A 16,392-nucleotide genomic window follows, 5' to 3' on the forward strand; every position below is an offset into this window, starting at 1 on the left:
CCATGGCAGTCAGTTCGCCGGTATTCCACCGCCTGACGATCGTCGCGCTCCTGCTGCTGACCTTCGCAACAGGATTGGCCGATGCGATCAGTGTGCTGGTGCTGGGACACGTCTTCGTCGCCAACATGACGGGCAACGTGGTCTTCCTCGGCTTCTGGTTCGTGAAGTCGAATATCGACCTGACGGCCGGCCTGGTGGCCTTCTCCGGCTTTCTCACCGGCGCGGTGATCGGCGGCCGGCTGTTGCGCACGCTCGGCCATCGGCCGCGGCGCTGGATCACTACGGTGCTGGGCATCGAAGTCATCAACCTGGTGGTGCTGTCCAGCCTGGCCGGTGCCGGCATCCTGCACTACAACGACAACACCAAACTCTTTCTGCTGGGCGGACTTGCGGTGACCTTCGGCATGCAGAACGCCTCGGCACGCGAATTCGGCATTCAGGAACTGAGCACCACGGTCCTGACCTCGACCATCGTTGCCATAGGTGCCGACAGCCGGCTTGCCGGCGGCTCCGGTCACCGAGAAGGCCTGCGGTACAGCGTGATTCTTTCGATGTGTGGCGGCGCCATACTCGGGGCGACGCTGTCCAAGGTGATCGTGGCCCCGGTGCTGGCGCTGGCCGCCGCCGTCATCGCGATCAGTCTGCTGATCTTCCGGTTCGGACCGGCCGATCGCAAAACGCCTGAGGCCCTGACCAGTTGAGCTAGTTGAAGGCCAGCCAGCTGGGCAGCGCCCGCTCATGCGAATCGCACAACACCTCGCGGGTGTCACACGATCCCTTCGGGGATCCCGCGCCGGCCCACATGCCCCCGGTGTCGCGGCGCAGCACGATCGCCGACGAGCCACCGCCGTCGAGCAGGACCGCCGTATCGCTACCCAGCCCCCGGAACAGGTCTTGCATGTTGTCCGGCGTGTAGTTGCCACCCTCGAAGATGTACATCTCGTCGCGCTGCTTCACGTAGGCCAGCGCCGTGCGTGCCGCGCTGGGGCCGCCGTCATGCAGCTGGCCGGTCTTGCCGGGCGACAACAATCCGATCCCGGCCACGGCGACGAACTTCGCGTTCTTGTTCAGCAGGTCCTGGATTACCGGGGTGGCTTGGTCGTAATCCTCTCTGCCGTTGGGCCGCAACACATATGGGGCTGCGCCGACGGGAATTATCATGGTGGTCAGCGAGCTCCAGCTTTCACCCCCGCCGGACAGGCCCTGCTTGCCCGGATAGGCGACGGTCCCCGTGACCGCCTGGTTGGCCCGCCCCTGGCCGTGAGTGTTATCCACGAAGGCGCCCAGCGGTGAGCTACAGCCGGTCGTTCGCCAACTGCCGCCCTTCTGTGGGCGTACGTCGAAGAAGTTGGCGTTGATCGCGATGGTCGGTTGCCCCATCCGTTGCCAGGCCTGCAGCGGCGGATAGATCTCCGATGCCTGCCACAGTCCTTCACCGGTACGGGCGCCCGGGTTGTTCTCGCAGCGTGCCTGATCTCCTTGGTGGCTATCGACCAGTAGGTGTGGTTGCAGCCGTTGCGAGGCGTTCTTGATGACCATCAGATGGCCGCCGTTGTTCATCTCGTACCAGCTGCCGGCGCCGTTGAGCAGCGGCATGGCATGGCCGCCGCCGAAGTTGTAAACCAGGTAAGAGCCCTTGGTGGTGGCGATGGCCTGCTCGAGCATCTCGCGTGCATCGGCGGCGCGAGCCACCGGCTCTCCCGTCGTGAAGGCGAGCGTGGCGCAGGCGGCTAGCGTCGTGCAGCCAGCCGTCAGCCGACCCGCCAATTTGGTGAGGCTGGCAGATGGTGACAGCACGATAGCCCTTTCGGCCTGACTCCCGGTGCAACTATCACAACATTAGCCACACCAATAACACTGTCAATTTGAGTAACAGCCTCGTGACAGTTAGGCCGCGCCGGAATTACGTTTTCTCGCTTGGAGTTTCGGGCTCCGACTCAGGGTAGGGCTCCGCGGCGGCTTCCGGGGTCGACGCGGGCACCGACTCGGTCGCCGATTCCGGGGCCGACTCGGCTGCCGATTCCGGGGCCGTTTCGCGGGCCTTCTCGCGCGCCTGGTGCTGGGCTTGGTGCTCCATGGCGATCGCCATCTCGACCGCGCCCGGGATTCGGTGAAATCCCTTGCGGTCGTACAGATGTGTGATGATGCCGCCCACCAACACCCCGATCACCAGACCGATGGCAGTCATCAGCAACGCCTGGGACAGGCCGGCGTCGCCATGGCCGTTGAGATAAAGCAGCGACCGCACTCCGAGGAACACCTGGTGCATCGGCTCGAACTCGGCCAGCCACCGGAAGAACGGTGGCACGGCCTCCAGTGGCACCGTGGCACCCGCCGACGGCAACCCGAGGATCACGAAAACCAGCATGCTGAACAGCAATCCCATCGACCCCAGCACCGCAATGAGGGAACTCGACGTGATGCCCACCGCGCTGATCGCGAACACCCCGTAACCCCACAGTTGCCAGCCGAGCTGGATGGGCATGCCGAGTCCGTGCGCGATCGCCATGTAGACACCCGAGGTGAGCAACGCCAGTATCACCATCACGCCCCACTTGACCAACAGGGTGCGGAACCGCGAAATGTTGACCTGTTCGGCGAAGCGATAGACGGGGCCGAATTCGGCTGGTACATAACCGAGCATCGAGTCGACGAGCGTGCTGACCACGATGCTGCCGGTGAAGCCGGCCAATAGCAACAGCAGCGCGTAGTAGAACGCCGACAGGCCGTTACCGGTGCCGTTGGGTAATGGGTTGTAGATGGTCGACTTGACGTCGATAGGGCTGGCCAGCCCGAGCGCCGACGCACCGGCCAGCGGTGCGCCACCCGTCTGCGCCGCTACCTCCGCCGAAAGCCGTTCGCCCACTTTGGTATTCACCACGGCCAAGGCTTGGGTGAGGGTCTGGCCGGCGATGCTGGAGCCTAGGGTTCCCGCCCGCGGATTGGTCGAGATGGTGATGGCGGGGCGGTCCACCCGATTGGCCGTCACCGCGCTGGCCCCGAACTCTCGCAGGCTCGACGAGAAGCCCGGGGGAATTACGGCTTGGCCATACACCTGGGCCCGGTCAAGCAGCTTCTTCGCCTCGTCCCTGGACACCACCCGCACGTCGTACTTGTTGTTGTCCAGTCCGGCGACCAGGCCGTCGACAATCTGCTTACCCGCGGGCCCCGCGTCCTGGTTGACGATGGCGATGGGGAAGTGCCGCAGGTTCGTGGTGGGGTTCAAGATCCCGCCCAGGTACAGCGCAGCCAGCGCTGACATCAGGGCCAGCGTGATGACGATGGGCGCCGCCCAGAACCGCACGGTGCGAACCGCCCTTATGTTCCGCTTGGGGTTGGGTGCCGCGTGGCGCGGCCGCGATTGAGACATGCCGGCTCCTGTCTTGTCGTGGCCACTCTATGTTGCGGCGCCTCCAAGCTTGCTGTGCATCTCCCAGACGAGGACTTCCGACGCGTCGAGGGCGGTCAGCCGCAGGGCATCGGTCTCGGTGAACCGGACCGCGTCTCCTTCGCCGAGTTCGCCCGCATCTTCCAGCGTGACCCGCCCGCGTGGGACGAATAGGTGCAGATAGGGCGCCGCCGGCAGGGTTGTCGTGTCGCCGGGGCGCAGCCGTGCGGCGTACAGGGCTGCGCCGCGGTTGTGCAGGGTGATGGCCGCATCCTGCCCGGGCAGGCCCGACGCGACGGTCACCAGGCCGCCGCTCAACAGCTCGTCATCGATCTCGTGTTGGTGGTAGCTGGGCGCGATGGCGGTCTGGTCGGGGATCACCCACATCTGCACGAAATGCACCGGCTCCGTCGCGGAGTCGTTCTTCTCGGAGTGCAGAATTCCGCTGCCGGCCGACATGCGTTGCGCCAGTCCGGGGTAGATCACTCCGTGATTGCCCGCCGAGTCCTGGTGCATCAACACGCCATCCAGCACCCAGGTCACGATCTCCATGTCCCGGTGCGGGTGAGTATCGAACCCCGCCCCCGGCGCGACGATGTCGTCGTTATTGACCAGCAGTAAACCGTGGTGGGTGTTGTCGGGATCGTAGTGGTCGCCGAACGAGAACGAGTGTCTGGACTTCAGCCAGGACGTGATGGTGACAGAACGCTCGTCGGCTCGCCTGATATCTACGTGGGCCGGCATGGATTTCAGGGTAACGCGGCATTTGGCGGCGTGAGCGCCGGCGCTCTCGTGGCGAGCCCTTCAAACTACGCCTGCATAGCGACGGGCGAAGCGATTTCGTATTGTGCCGACAAATCCCGGGCATTTGTAAATTACCTGGCCAATTCTGTTCGGTACCAACGTGATCGATTCAGCCGGCATTGTGGGGAGATGGTAAGCCGCGCGGACCCAGCCGTTCGTGCCGAATCCGAAGATCCGCCGAGCGGCAACCCCTTTCGTCAAGCTATGGGGCGGACGCGGAAGGGGCAATACGCTAGCGCACAGAGGTGTTGTGCGACAAGGGCTTTGCTTCTGGTGATCTTGACAACTGTTGCTTGTTGACATTGTTGACCTAGCGTATTACAACGGTAAAGTCCTACCGCGTAACGACCAAAGCGGCAGGCTCCCGGTACACGGAAACGGCGACCGTAGGGATGCATCGCATGGGTATAACGCTCATCATCGATTCGGCGATCGGGACCATCGAGAGCCTCGAATTATTGCTCGGTAGTGGCATCCCCGACGGGGGAAGCGTATTCAGTTTCACGTCCTCCCTTTTCAGTCAAACAGCTAACGAGTTGAACTCAGCCGGCCCCGGAAACCATTGGCAAGGTTCCGCCGCGGACAGCTACGCCGGCCAGAACCAGCGTCAACAGAGTTTCTTGGGCGAATTAGCCAAGCTGGACAGCGAGATTGAGTCGCTCATCGCGGCGCAGGCTGAAGCCGTCAGCAGAACGCGCGACGTCTTGTCGGACGTTTTGTCCGGGCTCAAAGTCGCCCGGAAGATCGCCATCGACATGAGCTACGTCCCGGTCGTCGGCTGGATCATGTCGATAAATTTCCAGGCGGCAACATGCGCAGTCGCGATGGCGGTCGTCGGAGGTGCGCTCCTGTACCTGACAGTGAAGACGGTGGAAGACACGATTCGGCTGCTCGAATTGCTTGCGCAGCTAGCCGAATTGCTGGCATCCATCGTCTCAGACGTCATATCGGACATCGTCGACGTAATTTGGGACGTCATCTCCAATCTGTGGAACGAATTGTCTGCCTGGTTGGCGGAGCTGGAGTCTTTATTCGGCAGCATGTTCGGCGCGGGCGGCCTGTCCGGCATGGCTGGAATGCTCGGCATGGGCGGGTTGTCGCAATTGGGCAGCATGGCCAAATCGGGCGGGCCCTCCGGCTCAGAGGACTCGCCGGGCTCGTCGGGCGCGCCTGGTTCGCCGGACTTGAGCCGGTTGGCACAAATGACGGGGTTGGACGAATTCGGCCGCGGGTCTGGTGCGGTTGGCATTCCGAGTCTGGGGCAGCTGAGTTCGGCTCTGGGCCGGCTGAGTCCGGTGTCACCGGAAGTCGGTGGTGCCGGTAGTCCGGGTCCGCTGGGCGGATCGCCGCAGCCGGGCGCGCCGCAGGCCCCGGGCATGAATGGCATGCAACCGTCGTCGACGGGCGGAAAAGGGACGACGAAAAAGTACGACGACGGCGCGGCCGCGGGAGGTGACGATCTCGAGCGAGCGCCCGTCGGTGTTGGTGCAGAGAGCCCAAGGTCCATGCGGAGCGCGCCCGTTGCAGTCGTACGTGAGCCAAAGCTCTAGTCGGTCAACGCAATAACGCGGCAAGCGAGGAAAGGAGCAATCCATGACAGGCTGCTTGAAGGTCCAGCCGGAATATCTCAATACGCTGGCGACGCGGTACGACAACGCCGCGACGAATGTGGAAACCGCAACTCAGGCGGCCGCCGGCACGAGTGAGTCGGTTTCGATCACCCACGGTTCGTATTGCTCGAAATTCAACAGCGCCCTGCAAATGTTTGAGTCGACCCGCAGTAACGCGGGTGCCTCGCTGCAAGGGCTGGCTACGCAAATCGCCGAAAATCTCCGTAGCGCCGCCAGTTTGTATCTCGACACCGACCAACAATGGGCCGGCACGGTAGGCCAGACGATGCCCTGATCTGGCCGGCCCCATTCGCTGCAGCCCGCGACTAGATCCCAGTGTGCCCGAAAGGGGGCCCTCGCGTGGATTCGCGCCAATATGATTACGACCGAGACGATTTCGCGGCACTGGGCATCATCGGCGCCACATCTCAGGGCGCTGAAATCGACCAGCACGAAGAAGCCGAGGTGGAGATTTTTGTGGTGACCAACCCGCCTGGTTCGGTGTCGGTGTCAACGATGCTGGACGGCAGCGTGTATCACGTCCAGCTTCGCGATAGCGCCTGCAGCATGAGTGAAGCGGGGCTTGCCGAAGAAATACGAGTGATCGCCGATCTTGCCCGTCAAAAGGCACAGTCGGCCCAGTACAACTTCATTGCGGAGAAAATGGCGGGCGCGGACGCGAAAGGCAGTGCCATGCTGCGTGAGTTCATGAGCACGGCGTTCCGGTTGCCGTCGCCCCAAGAGGCGGCCGCTACCCGGGAAGAAGTGTTCACCACCCGCTACGGCGTTGACTACAGGTCCCGATACAGCCGTGACGACGGGTGCCCAGCAGGGTGACAAGTCCTAATTGGGGTACGTCGCGGCGGCGAGCTCAAGGATCTCCCCACGGTCGGCCGCCAGGATGAACCCCGACCCGATCGCGCTGTCGAGCGCGGCGGTGAAGCTGTCGAGATATTCCGCGACTCCGCCGGGGTAGAGCCGGGCCACGGTGGCGGCGTCGAAGGGTTCGCCGGAGCCGAAGATCATGGTCATCACGCTGTCGTGCGCGCCGATGCCGGACGTTCGGGCCACCGGGACGTCCACCCACGGAGTCCGAACCCCCGCTTGGGCGATTCCGTTCCTGTCGAGAATTGGCTCGGGCGGGAGCTGTGAATGGTCAGGGTCGCCGACTTTGATGGGTGTGGCCGACGGCGCCGGCTCGCCGCTGGTGACCCAGTTGTTGAGTGCGGAGATGGCCGCCTGCACCACGTAATGGTGTTGTGGCGCGAAATTGATGTAGTGCCCGAGCTGCTGACCCATCAGGGTGTTGGTCGGCGCGTAGGCCGCGACGATGGCCTCTAGCGGGGCGAGTCCGGAATCTATTGGCGCGACTTGGATCGTGTAGTTGTCGGCATGGGCGGTGCCGGGAATCTCCCACACTCGCAGCCGCTCGCTATCGGGCTGCCTGGCGAAGTAATAACCATGCCGCACCCCGCCCAGCAGGTCGGTTTCGGTGATCAGCGTGAGCACCGGGACGCGCAGATCGTGCCGATAAGTCACCGCCTCCGGTGACTGCGAGTCGGAGAAAATCGAATCGCCGTCCAGCGGCGCGGCGCCGGCGAATCGCGAGTGCACCAGGAAACCGTCGTAGCTTTGTGCGTGCGGGTCCACGTCGTTGACGTAGGTGGTCAGAAACATCGCTGATTGGGACTCGCCCAGCGCGATCACCCGGTGCGGGCTCAGGCCGTCCAGGCCGGTTCGGACAAGTTCGCCGATCTGCGTAAAGATGTCGTAGGAAAACGCGTCGCCCGGGTGGCTGAGCGACTCGTAGCGGGCCGGATCCTGACTCTTGAGCGACATGTCCATGCCGAGCAGGTTGACGCCGCCGTCCACGCCAACCTTTTGCGCCGAGACCGCGACGTAGGCGTACCCGGCGCGAATGATCTCGCGGTGAGCCATCATCCACACGGCCGGAGCGTCGATACCGCCACTGACATTGAGCCATTCGACGAGTACCGTGCCGTTGAACCGCGCCGGGTCGGACGGCGTCAGCACCACCATCCGGGTGGTGTAGTCAGCGGTGCCGGGGACCGAGCCGAAGGAGGAGGCGGTTCCCGAGACGAAGAACTCCTCGGCGACGTAACCGACGTCGTCAATGTCGAACGCGCCCAACAACAAAAGCGGTTTGCCGGGGCGACTGACGTGGGTCACAGTGACTCGGGCAGCCCGAACTTAGCGAACAGTGCGCCGTCGAGGAATGCGACCACATGCGAGACCCGGCCGTTGCACATATCCAGCACGTGCAACTGGAAGGGCACATGCCGGTCGCCCTGGCGCATGTACATGGCGGCTGCGGGCTGGCCGTTGGCGATCAACGGGAGCATCCGCATATCGCCGGCAGTTTCGGCGGGGCACTGCTGGTGAATGAGGGTGATGATGTTGTGCGCCCCTTCGTACCAGCCGGTGAAGGGTGGCATCTCCCAGATGGCCTCGGCGGTGAACAGCTCCACCAGCCGGTCGATGTCGTAGCTCTCGAAGGCCGCGATGTAGCGGGCCAGCAGGTCTTGGGCTTCGGGTGACTCCGGGGCGGCCAGCCGATCCTCGCTGCTGGGGCCGACGGACTCCAGCTGGGACCGGGCCCGCTGCAGCAGGCTGTTGACGGCGACCGTGGTGGTGCCGATCGCCTCGGCCACCTCGGCGGCCTTCCACTGCAGCACGTCGCGCAGTATCAGCACTGCGCGCTGCCGTGGTGAGAGGTGCTGCAGCGCGGCCACGAACGCCAGCCGCACCGATTCCCGCGACCCGACGATCACAGAGGGATCAGCGGGATCGCCCGAGACGTCCGGTAGCGGCTCCAGCCAGGGCACTTCGGCGCGCTCTACCAGCTCGCCCGTCGGGTCGGAACTGGGCGCCCCCAGCCCCGTCGGCAACGGCCGGCGCTGCCGGCCTTCCAGCGCGGTCAGGCAGGTGTTGGTGGCGATGCGGTGCAGCCAGGTCCGTACCGACGACTTGCCCTCGAAGCGGTCGTAGGCCTTCCATGCGCGCAGCAGTGTTTCCTGCACCAGGTCCTCGGCGTCGTGCAGGGACCCGGTCATCCGGTAGCAGTGTGCGAGCAGTTCACGCCGGTAGGGCTCGGCGTGGGCGGAGAAGTCGCCGCCCAGCTCATCTTGGGAATCTTGTGCGAGCACACTCACCCAAGCGAGCCTACGCAGAGTCTCTGACATTCCCCGCGCAGGAGCCATTACGCTGCCGGTAATGAGTACCACCCGCACGGAAGGAACGTTCGACGGTGTCGGCGGGGTGGACATCGTCTACGACGTCTGGACACCCGATACGCCGCCGAAGGCGGTAGTCGTGCTGGCACACGGTCTGGGCGAGCACGCGCGCCGCTACGACCACGTCGTTGCACGGTTGGCCGAGGCCGGGCTGGTGACCTACGCACTCGACCACCGCGGCCACGGCCGGTCCGGCGGTAAACGAGTGGTGGTGCGCGACATCACCGAGTTCACCGGCGACTTCGACACCCTGGTCGGGATCGCCTCGCGCGCCCACCCCGGTCTGAAGCGCATCGTGCTCGGGCACAGCATGGGTGGCGGCATCGTCTTCGCCTACGGCGTGGAGCGCCCGGACAACTATGACCTGATGGTGCTGTCGGCGCCGGCGGTGGCCGCACAGGACCTGGTGAATCCGGTGGTGGCGCTGGCCGCCAAGGTTCTGGGCGTCGTCGTGCCTGGCTTACCGGTGCAGGAACTCGAATTGACCGCCATATCGCGTGACCCCGAGGTGGTGGAGGCCTACAACAACGACCCGCTGGTCTACCACGGCCGCGTGCCGGCCGGACTGGGTCGCGCGCTGCTGCAGGTCGGCGAGACCATGCCGCGACGCGCACCGGCCCTGACGGCGCCGCTGCTGGTGGTGCACGGTACCGCCGACCGGCTGATCCCGATCGGTGGCAGCCGCAAGCTGGTCGAGTGCGTGGGATCCACCGACGTCACGCTGAAGGAATATCCCGAGCTGTACCACGAGGTCTTCAACGAGCCGGAGCGCGACCTGGTGCTCGACGACGTGGTGGGGTGGATCGGCAAGCGGCTGTAACTTCCGATGTCGTATCCCTTGGGTACTTTGGCGCCATGACCGACGACAAGATGCTGTCCCGCATTGCCGCGCTGCTGCGTCAGGCCGAAGGCACCGACAACCAGCACGAGTCCGATGCGTTCCTGAGCGCGGCGCAACGGTTGGCCACGGCGGCGTCCATAGATCTGGCCGTGGCCCGCTCCCACTCCGCCCAACGCTCAGCGGCCCAAGCCCCAACGCAGCGCACCATCACCATCGGCGCGGCGGGCACCCGCGGGTTGCGGACCTACGTACAGCTTTTCGTGCTCATCGCATCGGCCAACGATGTGCGCTGCGACGTGGCCTCGAACTCGACGTTCGTCTATGCCTACGGGTTCAGCGAGGACATCGACGCCAGCCACGCGCTGTACGCCAGCCTGGTGGTGCAGATGGTGCGGGCCTCGGACGCCTACCTGGCCTCGGGTGCGCACCGGCCGACACCGACCATCACCGCCCGGCTCAATTTCCAGCTGGCGTTCGGGGTTCGGGTGGGGCAGCGGCTGGCCGAGGCCCGCGAGCAGACGCGGCGCGAGGTCACCAAGGACCGGGGCCGCGCGCCGGGCACCGCTATTGCGTTGCGGGACAAAGAGGTCGAGCTGCGCGACCACTATCGCAGCGCATCGAAGGCACGCGGTACCTGGCAAGCCAACCGGGCCACCGCGGGGTATTCGTCGGCGGCGCGGCGCGCGGGCGACCGGGCCGGCAAGCAGGCGCGGCTCGGTAACAGTGCCGCGCTGCCCGGGGCGCGGGCCGCGCTGGGCCGGTGACGCAGGCCGAGACGCCTCGGGATGCCCAGCGCGCCAAGGTGTATGCGGCCGAGGAATTCGTGCGCACCTTATTCGATCGCGCCGCCGAACACGGCTCACCGGCGGTGGAGTTCTTCGGCACCCAGTTGACGCTGCCACCGGAGGGGCGGTTCGCGTCGGTGGACTCCGTGCAGCGCTATGTCGACGACGTGCTCGCGCTGCCGGCCGTGCGGGAGGAATGGCCGCAGGTGGCTCCGCTGCGGGTGCGTGCGCGCCGGGCCGCCACCGCCGCACACTACGAAAACCGTGATGGCACCGGCATAATCGCGGTCCCCGACCGGAGCACCGCCGATTGGGCGATGCGAGAGCTGGTGGTACTGCACGAAGTGGCGCATCATCTGTGCCAGGTCCCGCCACCGCACGGGCCGCAGTTCGTGGCGACGATCTGTACGTTGACGGAGTTGGTGATGGGACCCGAGCTGGGCCACGTGTTGCGCGTCGTATATGCGAAAGAGGGTGTGCGGTGGGCGACCTAGACGCCGACGATGCGGGCCGCACGGCGGCCCGAGGAGAAGGCGGCCAATCGAGCACCGACGCCGACGATGCGGGCCGCATGGCGGCCCGAGGAGAAGGCGGCCAATCGAGCACGCCCGCCGACGATGCTGACGCCCGGGCCCGCGAAGTCGAGGCCCGAATGACCGACGACGAGCGGTTCACACTGCTGCTCGGCGTGATGGGGATGGGCGAACTGTGGCCGCTGCACGACGAGCGCATTCCGCAGGGCACCCCGATGAGCGCCGGATACGTGCCCGGGGTGCCCCGGCTCGGTGTGCCGGCACTGTTGATGAGCGACGCCAGCCTCGGTGTCACCAACCCCGGTTTCCGGCCGGGCGACACGGCCACCGCCCTGCCGGCCAGCCTGGCGCTGGCCGCCAGCTTCAACCCCGCGCTGGCGCGCGCCTCGGGCCGGGCGATCGGCCGGGAGGCGCGCAGCCGCGGATTCAACGTGCTGCTGGCCGGCGGCATCAATCTGGCCCGCGATCCGCGCAATGGCCGCAACTTCGAATACCTTTCCGAGGACCCGCTTTTGAGCGCGGTCATGGCCGCCGAATCGATCAACGGCATACAGCAGGAAGGTGTCATCTCGACCGCCAAGCACTATTCGCTGAACTGTAACGAGACCAACCGGCACTGGCTAAACGCGATCATCGATCCCGATGCGCACCGCGAATCCGACCTGCTGGCCTTCGAGATCGCCATCGAGCGCGCGCAACCGGGCGCGGTGATGACGGCATACAACAAGATCAACGGCGAATATGCCGCCGCGAACGCCGGGCTGATCGGTGGCGTACTGAAAGGCGCCTGGGGATACCGCGGCTGGACCATGTCCGATTGGGGTGGGACGCCAGGCTGGGAGTGTGCGGTCGCCGGCCTGGACCAGGAATGCGGCGCGCAGATCGACGCCCTGTTATGGCAGTCGGAGGCATTCGGCGAGGCGTTGCGCGACGCCTACCGCGACGGCGGGCTATCCAAAGAGCGCCTGTCCGATATGGTCCGTCGAATTCTGCGGTCGGTGTTCGCGATCGGAATCGACCGCTGGGATGCCGCCCCGGCACCGGATATGGCTGCGCATAACGACATTGCGCTACAGATCGCGCGGCAGGGAATCGTGCTGCTGCAGAATCGCGGCGCGCTGCCCATCGCGCCGTCCGCGCGGATCGCGGTCATCGGCGGCTACGCGCAGCGCGGGGTGCCGACCGGCTGTGGTTCCAGCGCCGTCGTGCCGCCCGGCGGCTATGCGGAGGTGATTCCCATCGGCGGGCCCGGGCTGGCGGGCGGACTGCGCAACCTTTACCTGCTGCCGTCGAGCCCGCTGGATGAGCTGCGAAAGCTGTTGCCACACAGTCAGATCGAGTTCGACCCCGGGATCAGTCCGGGCGAGGCGGTGCTGGCGGCGCGACGGGCGGAGCTGGTGATCGTCTTCGCGGTACGCGTGGAAGCCGAGGGCGCCGACATCCCCGATCTGTCGCTGCCGTGGGGCCAGGATGCGATGATCGCCGCCGTGGCCGCGGCCAATCCGAATACCGTTGTGGTGCTCGAGACCGGCAACCCGGTCGACATGCCCTGGCGGGACATGGTGAACGCGATCGTGCAGGCGTGGTATCCGGGCCAGTCCGGAGGTCGGGCGATCGCGGAAATCCTTGTCGGACAAGTCAATCCGTCCGGTCGGCTACCGATCACCTTCCCGGTGGATCTAGCTCAGACGCCGCGGCCGGTGCTGCCCGATCTCGGTGCCCAGTGGGGCACCGCAACCAGCATCGAATACTCCGAAGGCGCGGAAGTCGGCTACCGCTGGTTCGCGCGAACGGGCCAGGACCCGATGTTCGCGTTCGGTCACGGCATGTCCTACACCAGCTTCGAGTACCACGACCTGACGGTCACTGGCGGCGACACCGTCAGCGCGAGCTTTACCGTGGTCAACACCGGCGATCGGGCCGGCGCCGATGTCCCGCAGCTGCATCTGACCGAACCCCGGTCGCGCCTGCTGGGATTCGAGCGGGTCGAGCTGGATCCCGGCGAGACCCGTCGCGTGGCGATCGAGGCCGATCCGCGACTGCTTGCCCGCTACTACGACGGAAGCTGGCGGATCGAGCCGGGGACTTATCGGGTTGCGGTGGGCGCATCGGCGGCCGATTTTGCACTGGTGGCCGAGGCCGAGTTGGCCGGTCGCGCGTTCGGGCGGTGACACGCACGACCGGCCGTCGGGCTCACTCGACCGGGACCAGTTCCTCGCCGCAGGCGCACTGGTAGGTCTGTCCTTCTGAGGGGCAGTGGCATTCGTGCTCGATGCGAACGCGACAGCCGCAGCCTTCGTGGCCGCAGGTCAGCAGGGTTCCGGCTTCATAGTTCGTCATGTTTGTCACCTTCATCTCTGCGTGGGACGCAAGTCCCGGTTGGCAATTCCACTTCCGACTATACCCCATACGGGTATCTGGTAAAAGGGGGGTGGGTCGGATATGCCCGCGGCGTAGCGTTTCGGGCATGTCCGGCGAATCAGCTTCCGTACCTTCTCCGAAGGATGTCGATGAGTTTCTCGACGCCACACTGCTGGGCGAGGACCCGGCGTTGTCCGCGGCGCTGCAGTCCAGCGACGAAGCCGGCTTGCCGCGCATCGCCGTATCGGCGCAGCAAGGCAAGTTCCTGAGCCTGCTGGCCGGGGCGATGCAGGCGCGGCGCATCCTCGAGATCGGCACGCTGGGCGGTTTTTCCACCATCTGGCTGGCCCGCGGCGCGGGCCCGCAGGGCCGGGTGGTGACGCTGGAATACGAGCCCAAGCACGCCGAGGTCGCGCGGGTGAACCTGCAGCGCGCCGGGGTGGCCGATCGGGTGCAGGTGGTGGTCGGCGCGGCGCTGGACACCTTGCCGACGGTGACCGGTGACCCGTTCGACCTGATATTCATCGACGCCGACAAGGAGAACAACCTCGCCTACCTGGAGTGGGCGGTCCGGTTGGCTCGTCCCGGCGGGGTGATCGTGGTGGACAACGTCATTCGCAACGGCCGGGTGCTACTCGAGACCGACCTAGAGACCGGCCTAGCGACCGACCTGGCGACCGACCGAGCCAAGGTGGCCGCGACGCGGCAGACGCTGCAGGTGATGGGTTCGCATTCCCGCCTGGACACCGCGGCGATTCAGACGGTTGGAGTCAAGGGCTGGGACGGGTTCGCGATCGCGACGGTGAAGTAGGGCTCAGGTCTGCGACGGCCTGGGCGGCCGACGTGATCTCGTGCAGGCGCAGCGCGCTTTCACCGGCATACAGCGCGGCGCGCTCCACCCAGGAATCGGGCATGGTCGCAAGCAGCGCCGCCGGGGTGAAGACCGGCAGCCGCGGGGACTGCAGCCCCACCAGCTTGCCGGGATCCAGGTAGCCGAGCGCCGACAGCGGCCCGCTGGCCACATTCACCGCGGCCGGCAAGGCCTTGGCCCAGCCGTCGTCGCGGCACCACCGGCGGGTGGCATCGTTGGGCAGCACCCGATGTCTAAGCGGCCAGCTGACGCCGAACAGATTGGTCTCGATCGTCTTGTCCGCCTGCGCAACTCGTTGCTGGTAGGCACGGTTGGCGTTGGCCTCGTGGGTGAGCAGGAAACGGGTTCCGGCGATGACACCGCTGGCCCCGGCGGCCAGGGCGGCCTCGGTATCGGCGGCGGTGGCGATGCCACCGGCGAGCAACACCGGCCGGTCGCCCGCGACGGCCAGGGCCCGGGGCAGAAAGTCCGGGGCCGCCGCGGTTCCGACGAGATGCCCACCCGCCTCCCGGCCCTGGGCGATCAAACCGTCGGCGCCGGCGGCGATGGCACCGCGCGCCTGCTCTACGGTCCCGACCATCACGAAGACGAATGCCCCGGCCTCGCGCAGCTGTTCGGCCAGTCCGCGCGGCTCGCCGAAAGCCAGCACGACGACGTCGACGCGGGCCTGCACGCAGACCGCGACATGCCGGCGAGTGGTGAAGGGCAGCAGCAGGTTCACCGCCACCGCGCGCCCGGGCGCATCGGCGCGCATTTGGTCGATCGCGGCGCGCAGTTGGCGTGGCGTGACCAGTCCGAGCGTGCCCAGGCCGCCGGCGTTGGCGACGGCGGCCGCCAGCGGTGCACCGGCCAGGCCGCCGCCCATACCTGCTTGGCCGACCGGAACGTCGAGCCGCAGCCGGTCGAGAAGGTCCATCGCTATCGAGGCTAGACGGTATGTCCGTCCAGGCCGTCGGCGCCGAGGTTTCCGGGGCCGCCGCCGACGCCGCCGGGTGCGGTGCCCTGGCCGCCGCCGCCTGGCTGGCCGCCGGTGCCGCCCTGGCCGCCGGGCGCGCCGGCGCCATTGCCGCCGATGCCGCCGGCGCCGCCGTCGCCACCGGTGCCGCCGTTGCCGCCGTTGCCGGAGCCCGACGCGCTGCCGCCGTTGCCGCCGGTGCCGCCGTTGCCGGCCTTCCCGCCGGCACCGCCGGCCTGGCCGGTGATGACGCCGGTGCCGCCGTTGCCGCCGGCGCCGCCGGTGCCGCCCTGGCCGCCGGTGCCGCCGTTGCCGGAATCGTCGCCGGTGCCGCCGACACCGCCGGTGCCGCCCATGCCGCCGATGCCGCCGGCGCCGACGGCTCCCGCGGTGCCCGCACCGGAGCCGGCTTGTCCGGCGGCGCCGCCGGCGCCGCCGGTGCCGCCTTGGCCGCCGGTCAGGCCGTCGTAGGTGGTGCCGTTGATTCCGCCTTCACCGCCGCCGCCGCCCACGCCGCCTTGGCCGCCGGTGCCACCACTGCCGTTGGCCGCACCGGCACCCGCCGCGCCACCGGCGCCGCCGCCGCCACCCGCGCCGCCGGTGCCGCCCTGGTAGCCGGTTTGGTCGGTGCCACCGGTGTAGCCGTAGCCGCCGTTGCCGCCGAGACCGCCGGGGCCGCCGTTACCGGCGGCAGCGCCGCCGGGGCCGGCTACGCCGCCGGTACCACCCACGCCGCCGGCTCCGCCGGCGTAGCCGACAGAGTTGTTGCCGTCGTCGCCGACGCCGCCGGTGCCGCCGAAGCCGCCACCGCCGCCGTTGCCGCCGATGCCGCCCGGTGCGGCGGTACCGCCGGTACCGCCGGCGCCGCCCATGCCGCCCGCGTAGCCGGCCGAGTTGTTGCCGTCGTCGCCGTAGCCGCCGGGACCGCCGTAACCGCCGGTGCCGCCGTTGCCGCCGACGCCGCCGGCCCCGCCGTCGCCGTTCACGCCG

The 16,392-nt window shown here is 67.1% G+C and carries 17 protein-coding genes; 9 read left to right on the forward strand and 8 right to left on the reverse strand.

Annotated features, from left to right (window positions below; translation table 11 throughout):
• The first annotated feature begins 2 nt into the window (after nt 1–2).
• The gene (locus BST12_RS21685; protein ID WP_083115280.1) at nt 3–701 is read left to right on the forward strand and encodes a YoaK family protein; all 699 of its coding nucleotides are present in this window, start codon (nt 3–5) and stop codon (nt 699–701) included.
• 1 nt (nt 702) lies between these two features.
• Here the strand turns inward: BST12_RS21685 and BST12_RS21690 are convergent, their stop codons facing one another.
• The 3 genes from BST12_RS21690 to BST12_RS21700 all read right to left on the reverse strand — a co-directional run bounded on the left by BST12_RS21690 (nt 703) and on the right by BST12_RS21700 (nt 4,132).
• Nucleotides 703–1,800 carry a phosphodiester glycosidase family protein gene (locus tag BST12_RS21690; RefSeq protein ID WP_139801824.1) on the reverse strand — a complete coding sequence of 366 codons (1,098 nt, stop codon included), beginning with the start codon at nt 1,798–1,800 and terminating at the stop codon, nt 703–705.
• Nucleotides 1,801–1,903: 103 nt separating this feature from the next.
• A complete protein-coding gene (locus BST12_RS21695; RefSeq protein WP_083115283.1) occupies nt 1,904–3,370 on the reverse strand; it encodes a YhgE/Pip domain-containing protein in 1,467 nt (488 codons plus the stop codon).
• Between the two features lie 27 nt (nt 3,371–3,397).
• A complete protein-coding gene (locus tag BST12_RS21700) occupies nt 3,398–4,132 on the reverse strand; it encodes a pirin family protein (protein WP_083115285.1) in 735 nt (244 codons plus the stop codon).
• A 461-nt stretch (nt 4,133–4,593) separates the two neighbouring features.
• Between BST12_RS21700 and BST12_RS21705 the strand changes: the two genes are divergently transcribed.
• The 3 genes from BST12_RS21705 to BST12_RS21715 all read left to right on the forward strand — a co-directional run bounded on the left by BST12_RS21705 (nt 4,594) and on the right by BST12_RS21715 (nt 6,639).
• A complete protein-coding gene (locus BST12_RS21705) occupies nt 4,594–5,742 on the forward strand; it encodes an EspA/EspE family type VII secretion system effector (RefSeq protein ID WP_083115286.1) in 1,149 nt (382 codons plus the stop codon).
• Nucleotides 5,743–5,797: 55 nt separating this feature from the next.
• On the forward strand, nt 5,798–6,097 hold the full coding sequence (locus BST12_RS21710; protein ID WP_245847518.1) for an ESX-1 secretion-associated protein: 300 nt from the start codon (nt 5,798–5,800) through the stop codon (nt 6,095–6,097).
• Nucleotides 6,098–6,162: 65 nt separating this feature from the next.
• Nucleotides 6,163–6,639 carry a hypothetical protein gene (locus tag BST12_RS21715; protein WP_083115290.1) on the forward strand — a complete coding sequence of 159 codons (477 nt, stop codon included), beginning with the start codon at nt 6,163–6,165 and terminating at the stop codon, nt 6,637–6,639.
• 6 nt (nt 6,640–6,645) lie between these two features.
• Here BST12_RS21715 and BST12_RS21720 read toward each other — a convergent pair whose 3' ends face one another.
• Together BST12_RS21720 and BST12_RS21725 are read right to left on the reverse strand one after the other, a co-directional pair.
• Nucleotides 6,646–7,992, reverse strand: a complete 1,347-nt coding sequence (locus tag BST12_RS21720) for an alpha/beta hydrolase domain-containing protein (RefSeq protein ID WP_083115291.1) — start codon at nt 7,990–7,992, stop codon at nt 6,646–6,648.
• Complete coding sequence (locus tag BST12_RS21725) at nt 7,989–9,089, reverse strand: sigma-70 family RNA polymerase sigma factor (protein ID WP_083115293.1); 1,101 nt, start codon at nt 9,087–9,089, stop codon at nt 7,989–7,991. The genes BST12_RS21720 and BST12_RS21725 overlap by 4 nt, the downstream gene beginning before the upstream one ends.
• Here BST12_RS21725 and BST12_RS21730 point away from each other — a divergent pair.
• The 4 genes from BST12_RS21730 to BST12_RS21745 all read left to right on the forward strand — a co-directional run bounded on the left by BST12_RS21730 (nt 9,037) and on the right by BST12_RS21745 (nt 13,386).
• Nucleotides 9,037–9,876 (forward strand): alpha/beta hydrolase, encoded by an 840-nt coding sequence (locus BST12_RS21730; protein ID WP_083115295.1) that lies wholly within the window; start codon nt 9,037–9,039, stop codon nt 9,874–9,876. The two genes, BST12_RS21725 and BST12_RS21730, sit on opposite strands and share 53 nt — an antisense overlap.
• Nucleotides 9,877–9,911: 35 nt before the next feature.
• On the forward strand, nt 9,912–10,661 hold the full coding sequence (locus BST12_RS21735; RefSeq protein WP_083115297.1) for a DUF2786 domain-containing protein: 750 nt from the start codon (nt 9,912–9,914) through the stop codon (nt 10,659–10,661).
• Complete coding sequence (locus BST12_RS21740) at nt 10,658–11,176, forward strand: TIGR04338 family metallohydrolase (RefSeq protein WP_083115298.1); 519 nt, start codon at nt 10,658–10,660, stop codon at nt 11,174–11,176. The genes BST12_RS21735 and BST12_RS21740 overlap by 4 nt, the downstream gene beginning before the upstream one ends.
• 77 nt (nt 11,177–11,253) lie before the next feature.
• On the forward strand, nt 11,254–13,386 hold the full coding sequence (locus BST12_RS21745; protein ID WP_211281327.1) for a glycoside hydrolase family 3 protein: 2,133 nt from the start codon (nt 11,254–11,256) through the stop codon (nt 13,384–13,386).
• 22 nt (nt 13,387–13,408) lie between these two features.
• Here the strand turns inward: BST12_RS21745 and mymT are convergent, their stop codons facing one another.
• Nucleotides 13,409–13,555 (reverse strand): copper-binding metallothionein MymT, encoded by a 147-nt coding sequence (gene mymT / locus BST12_RS21750; protein ID WP_083115308.1) that lies wholly within the window; start codon nt 13,553–13,555, stop codon nt 13,409–13,411.
• Nucleotides 13,556–13,682: 127 nt separating this feature from the next.
• Here mymT and BST12_RS21755 point away from each other — a divergent pair, with 127 nt between their 5' ends.
• Nucleotides 13,683–14,387, forward strand: coding sequence for an O-methyltransferase (locus BST12_RS21755; protein ID WP_083115300.1), 705 nt, complete (start codon nt 13,683–13,685; stop codon nt 14,385–14,387).
• Here the strand turns inward: BST12_RS21755 and BST12_RS21760 are convergent.
• Both BST12_RS21760 and BST12_RS32165 read right to left on the reverse strand, forming a co-directional pair.
• Nucleotides 14,347–15,363 (reverse strand): NAD(P)H-dependent flavin oxidoreductase, encoded by a 1,017-nt coding sequence (locus tag BST12_RS21760; RefSeq protein WP_083115301.1) that lies wholly within the window; start codon nt 15,361–15,363, stop codon nt 14,347–14,349. The two genes, BST12_RS21755 and BST12_RS21760, sit on opposite strands and share 41 nt — an antisense overlap.
• Nucleotides 15,364–15,374: 11 nt before the next feature.
• Nucleotides 15,375–16,392, reverse strand: a 1,018-nt coding sequence (locus BST12_RS32165) for a hypothetical protein (protein ID WP_211281326.1), incomplete at its 5' end; no start/stop codon positions are given.

This window comes from Mycobacterium angelicum (assembly GCF_002086155.1).
Lineage (GTDB): Bacteria > Actinomycetota > Actinomycetes > Mycobacteriales > Mycobacteriaceae > Mycobacterium > Mycobacterium angelicum.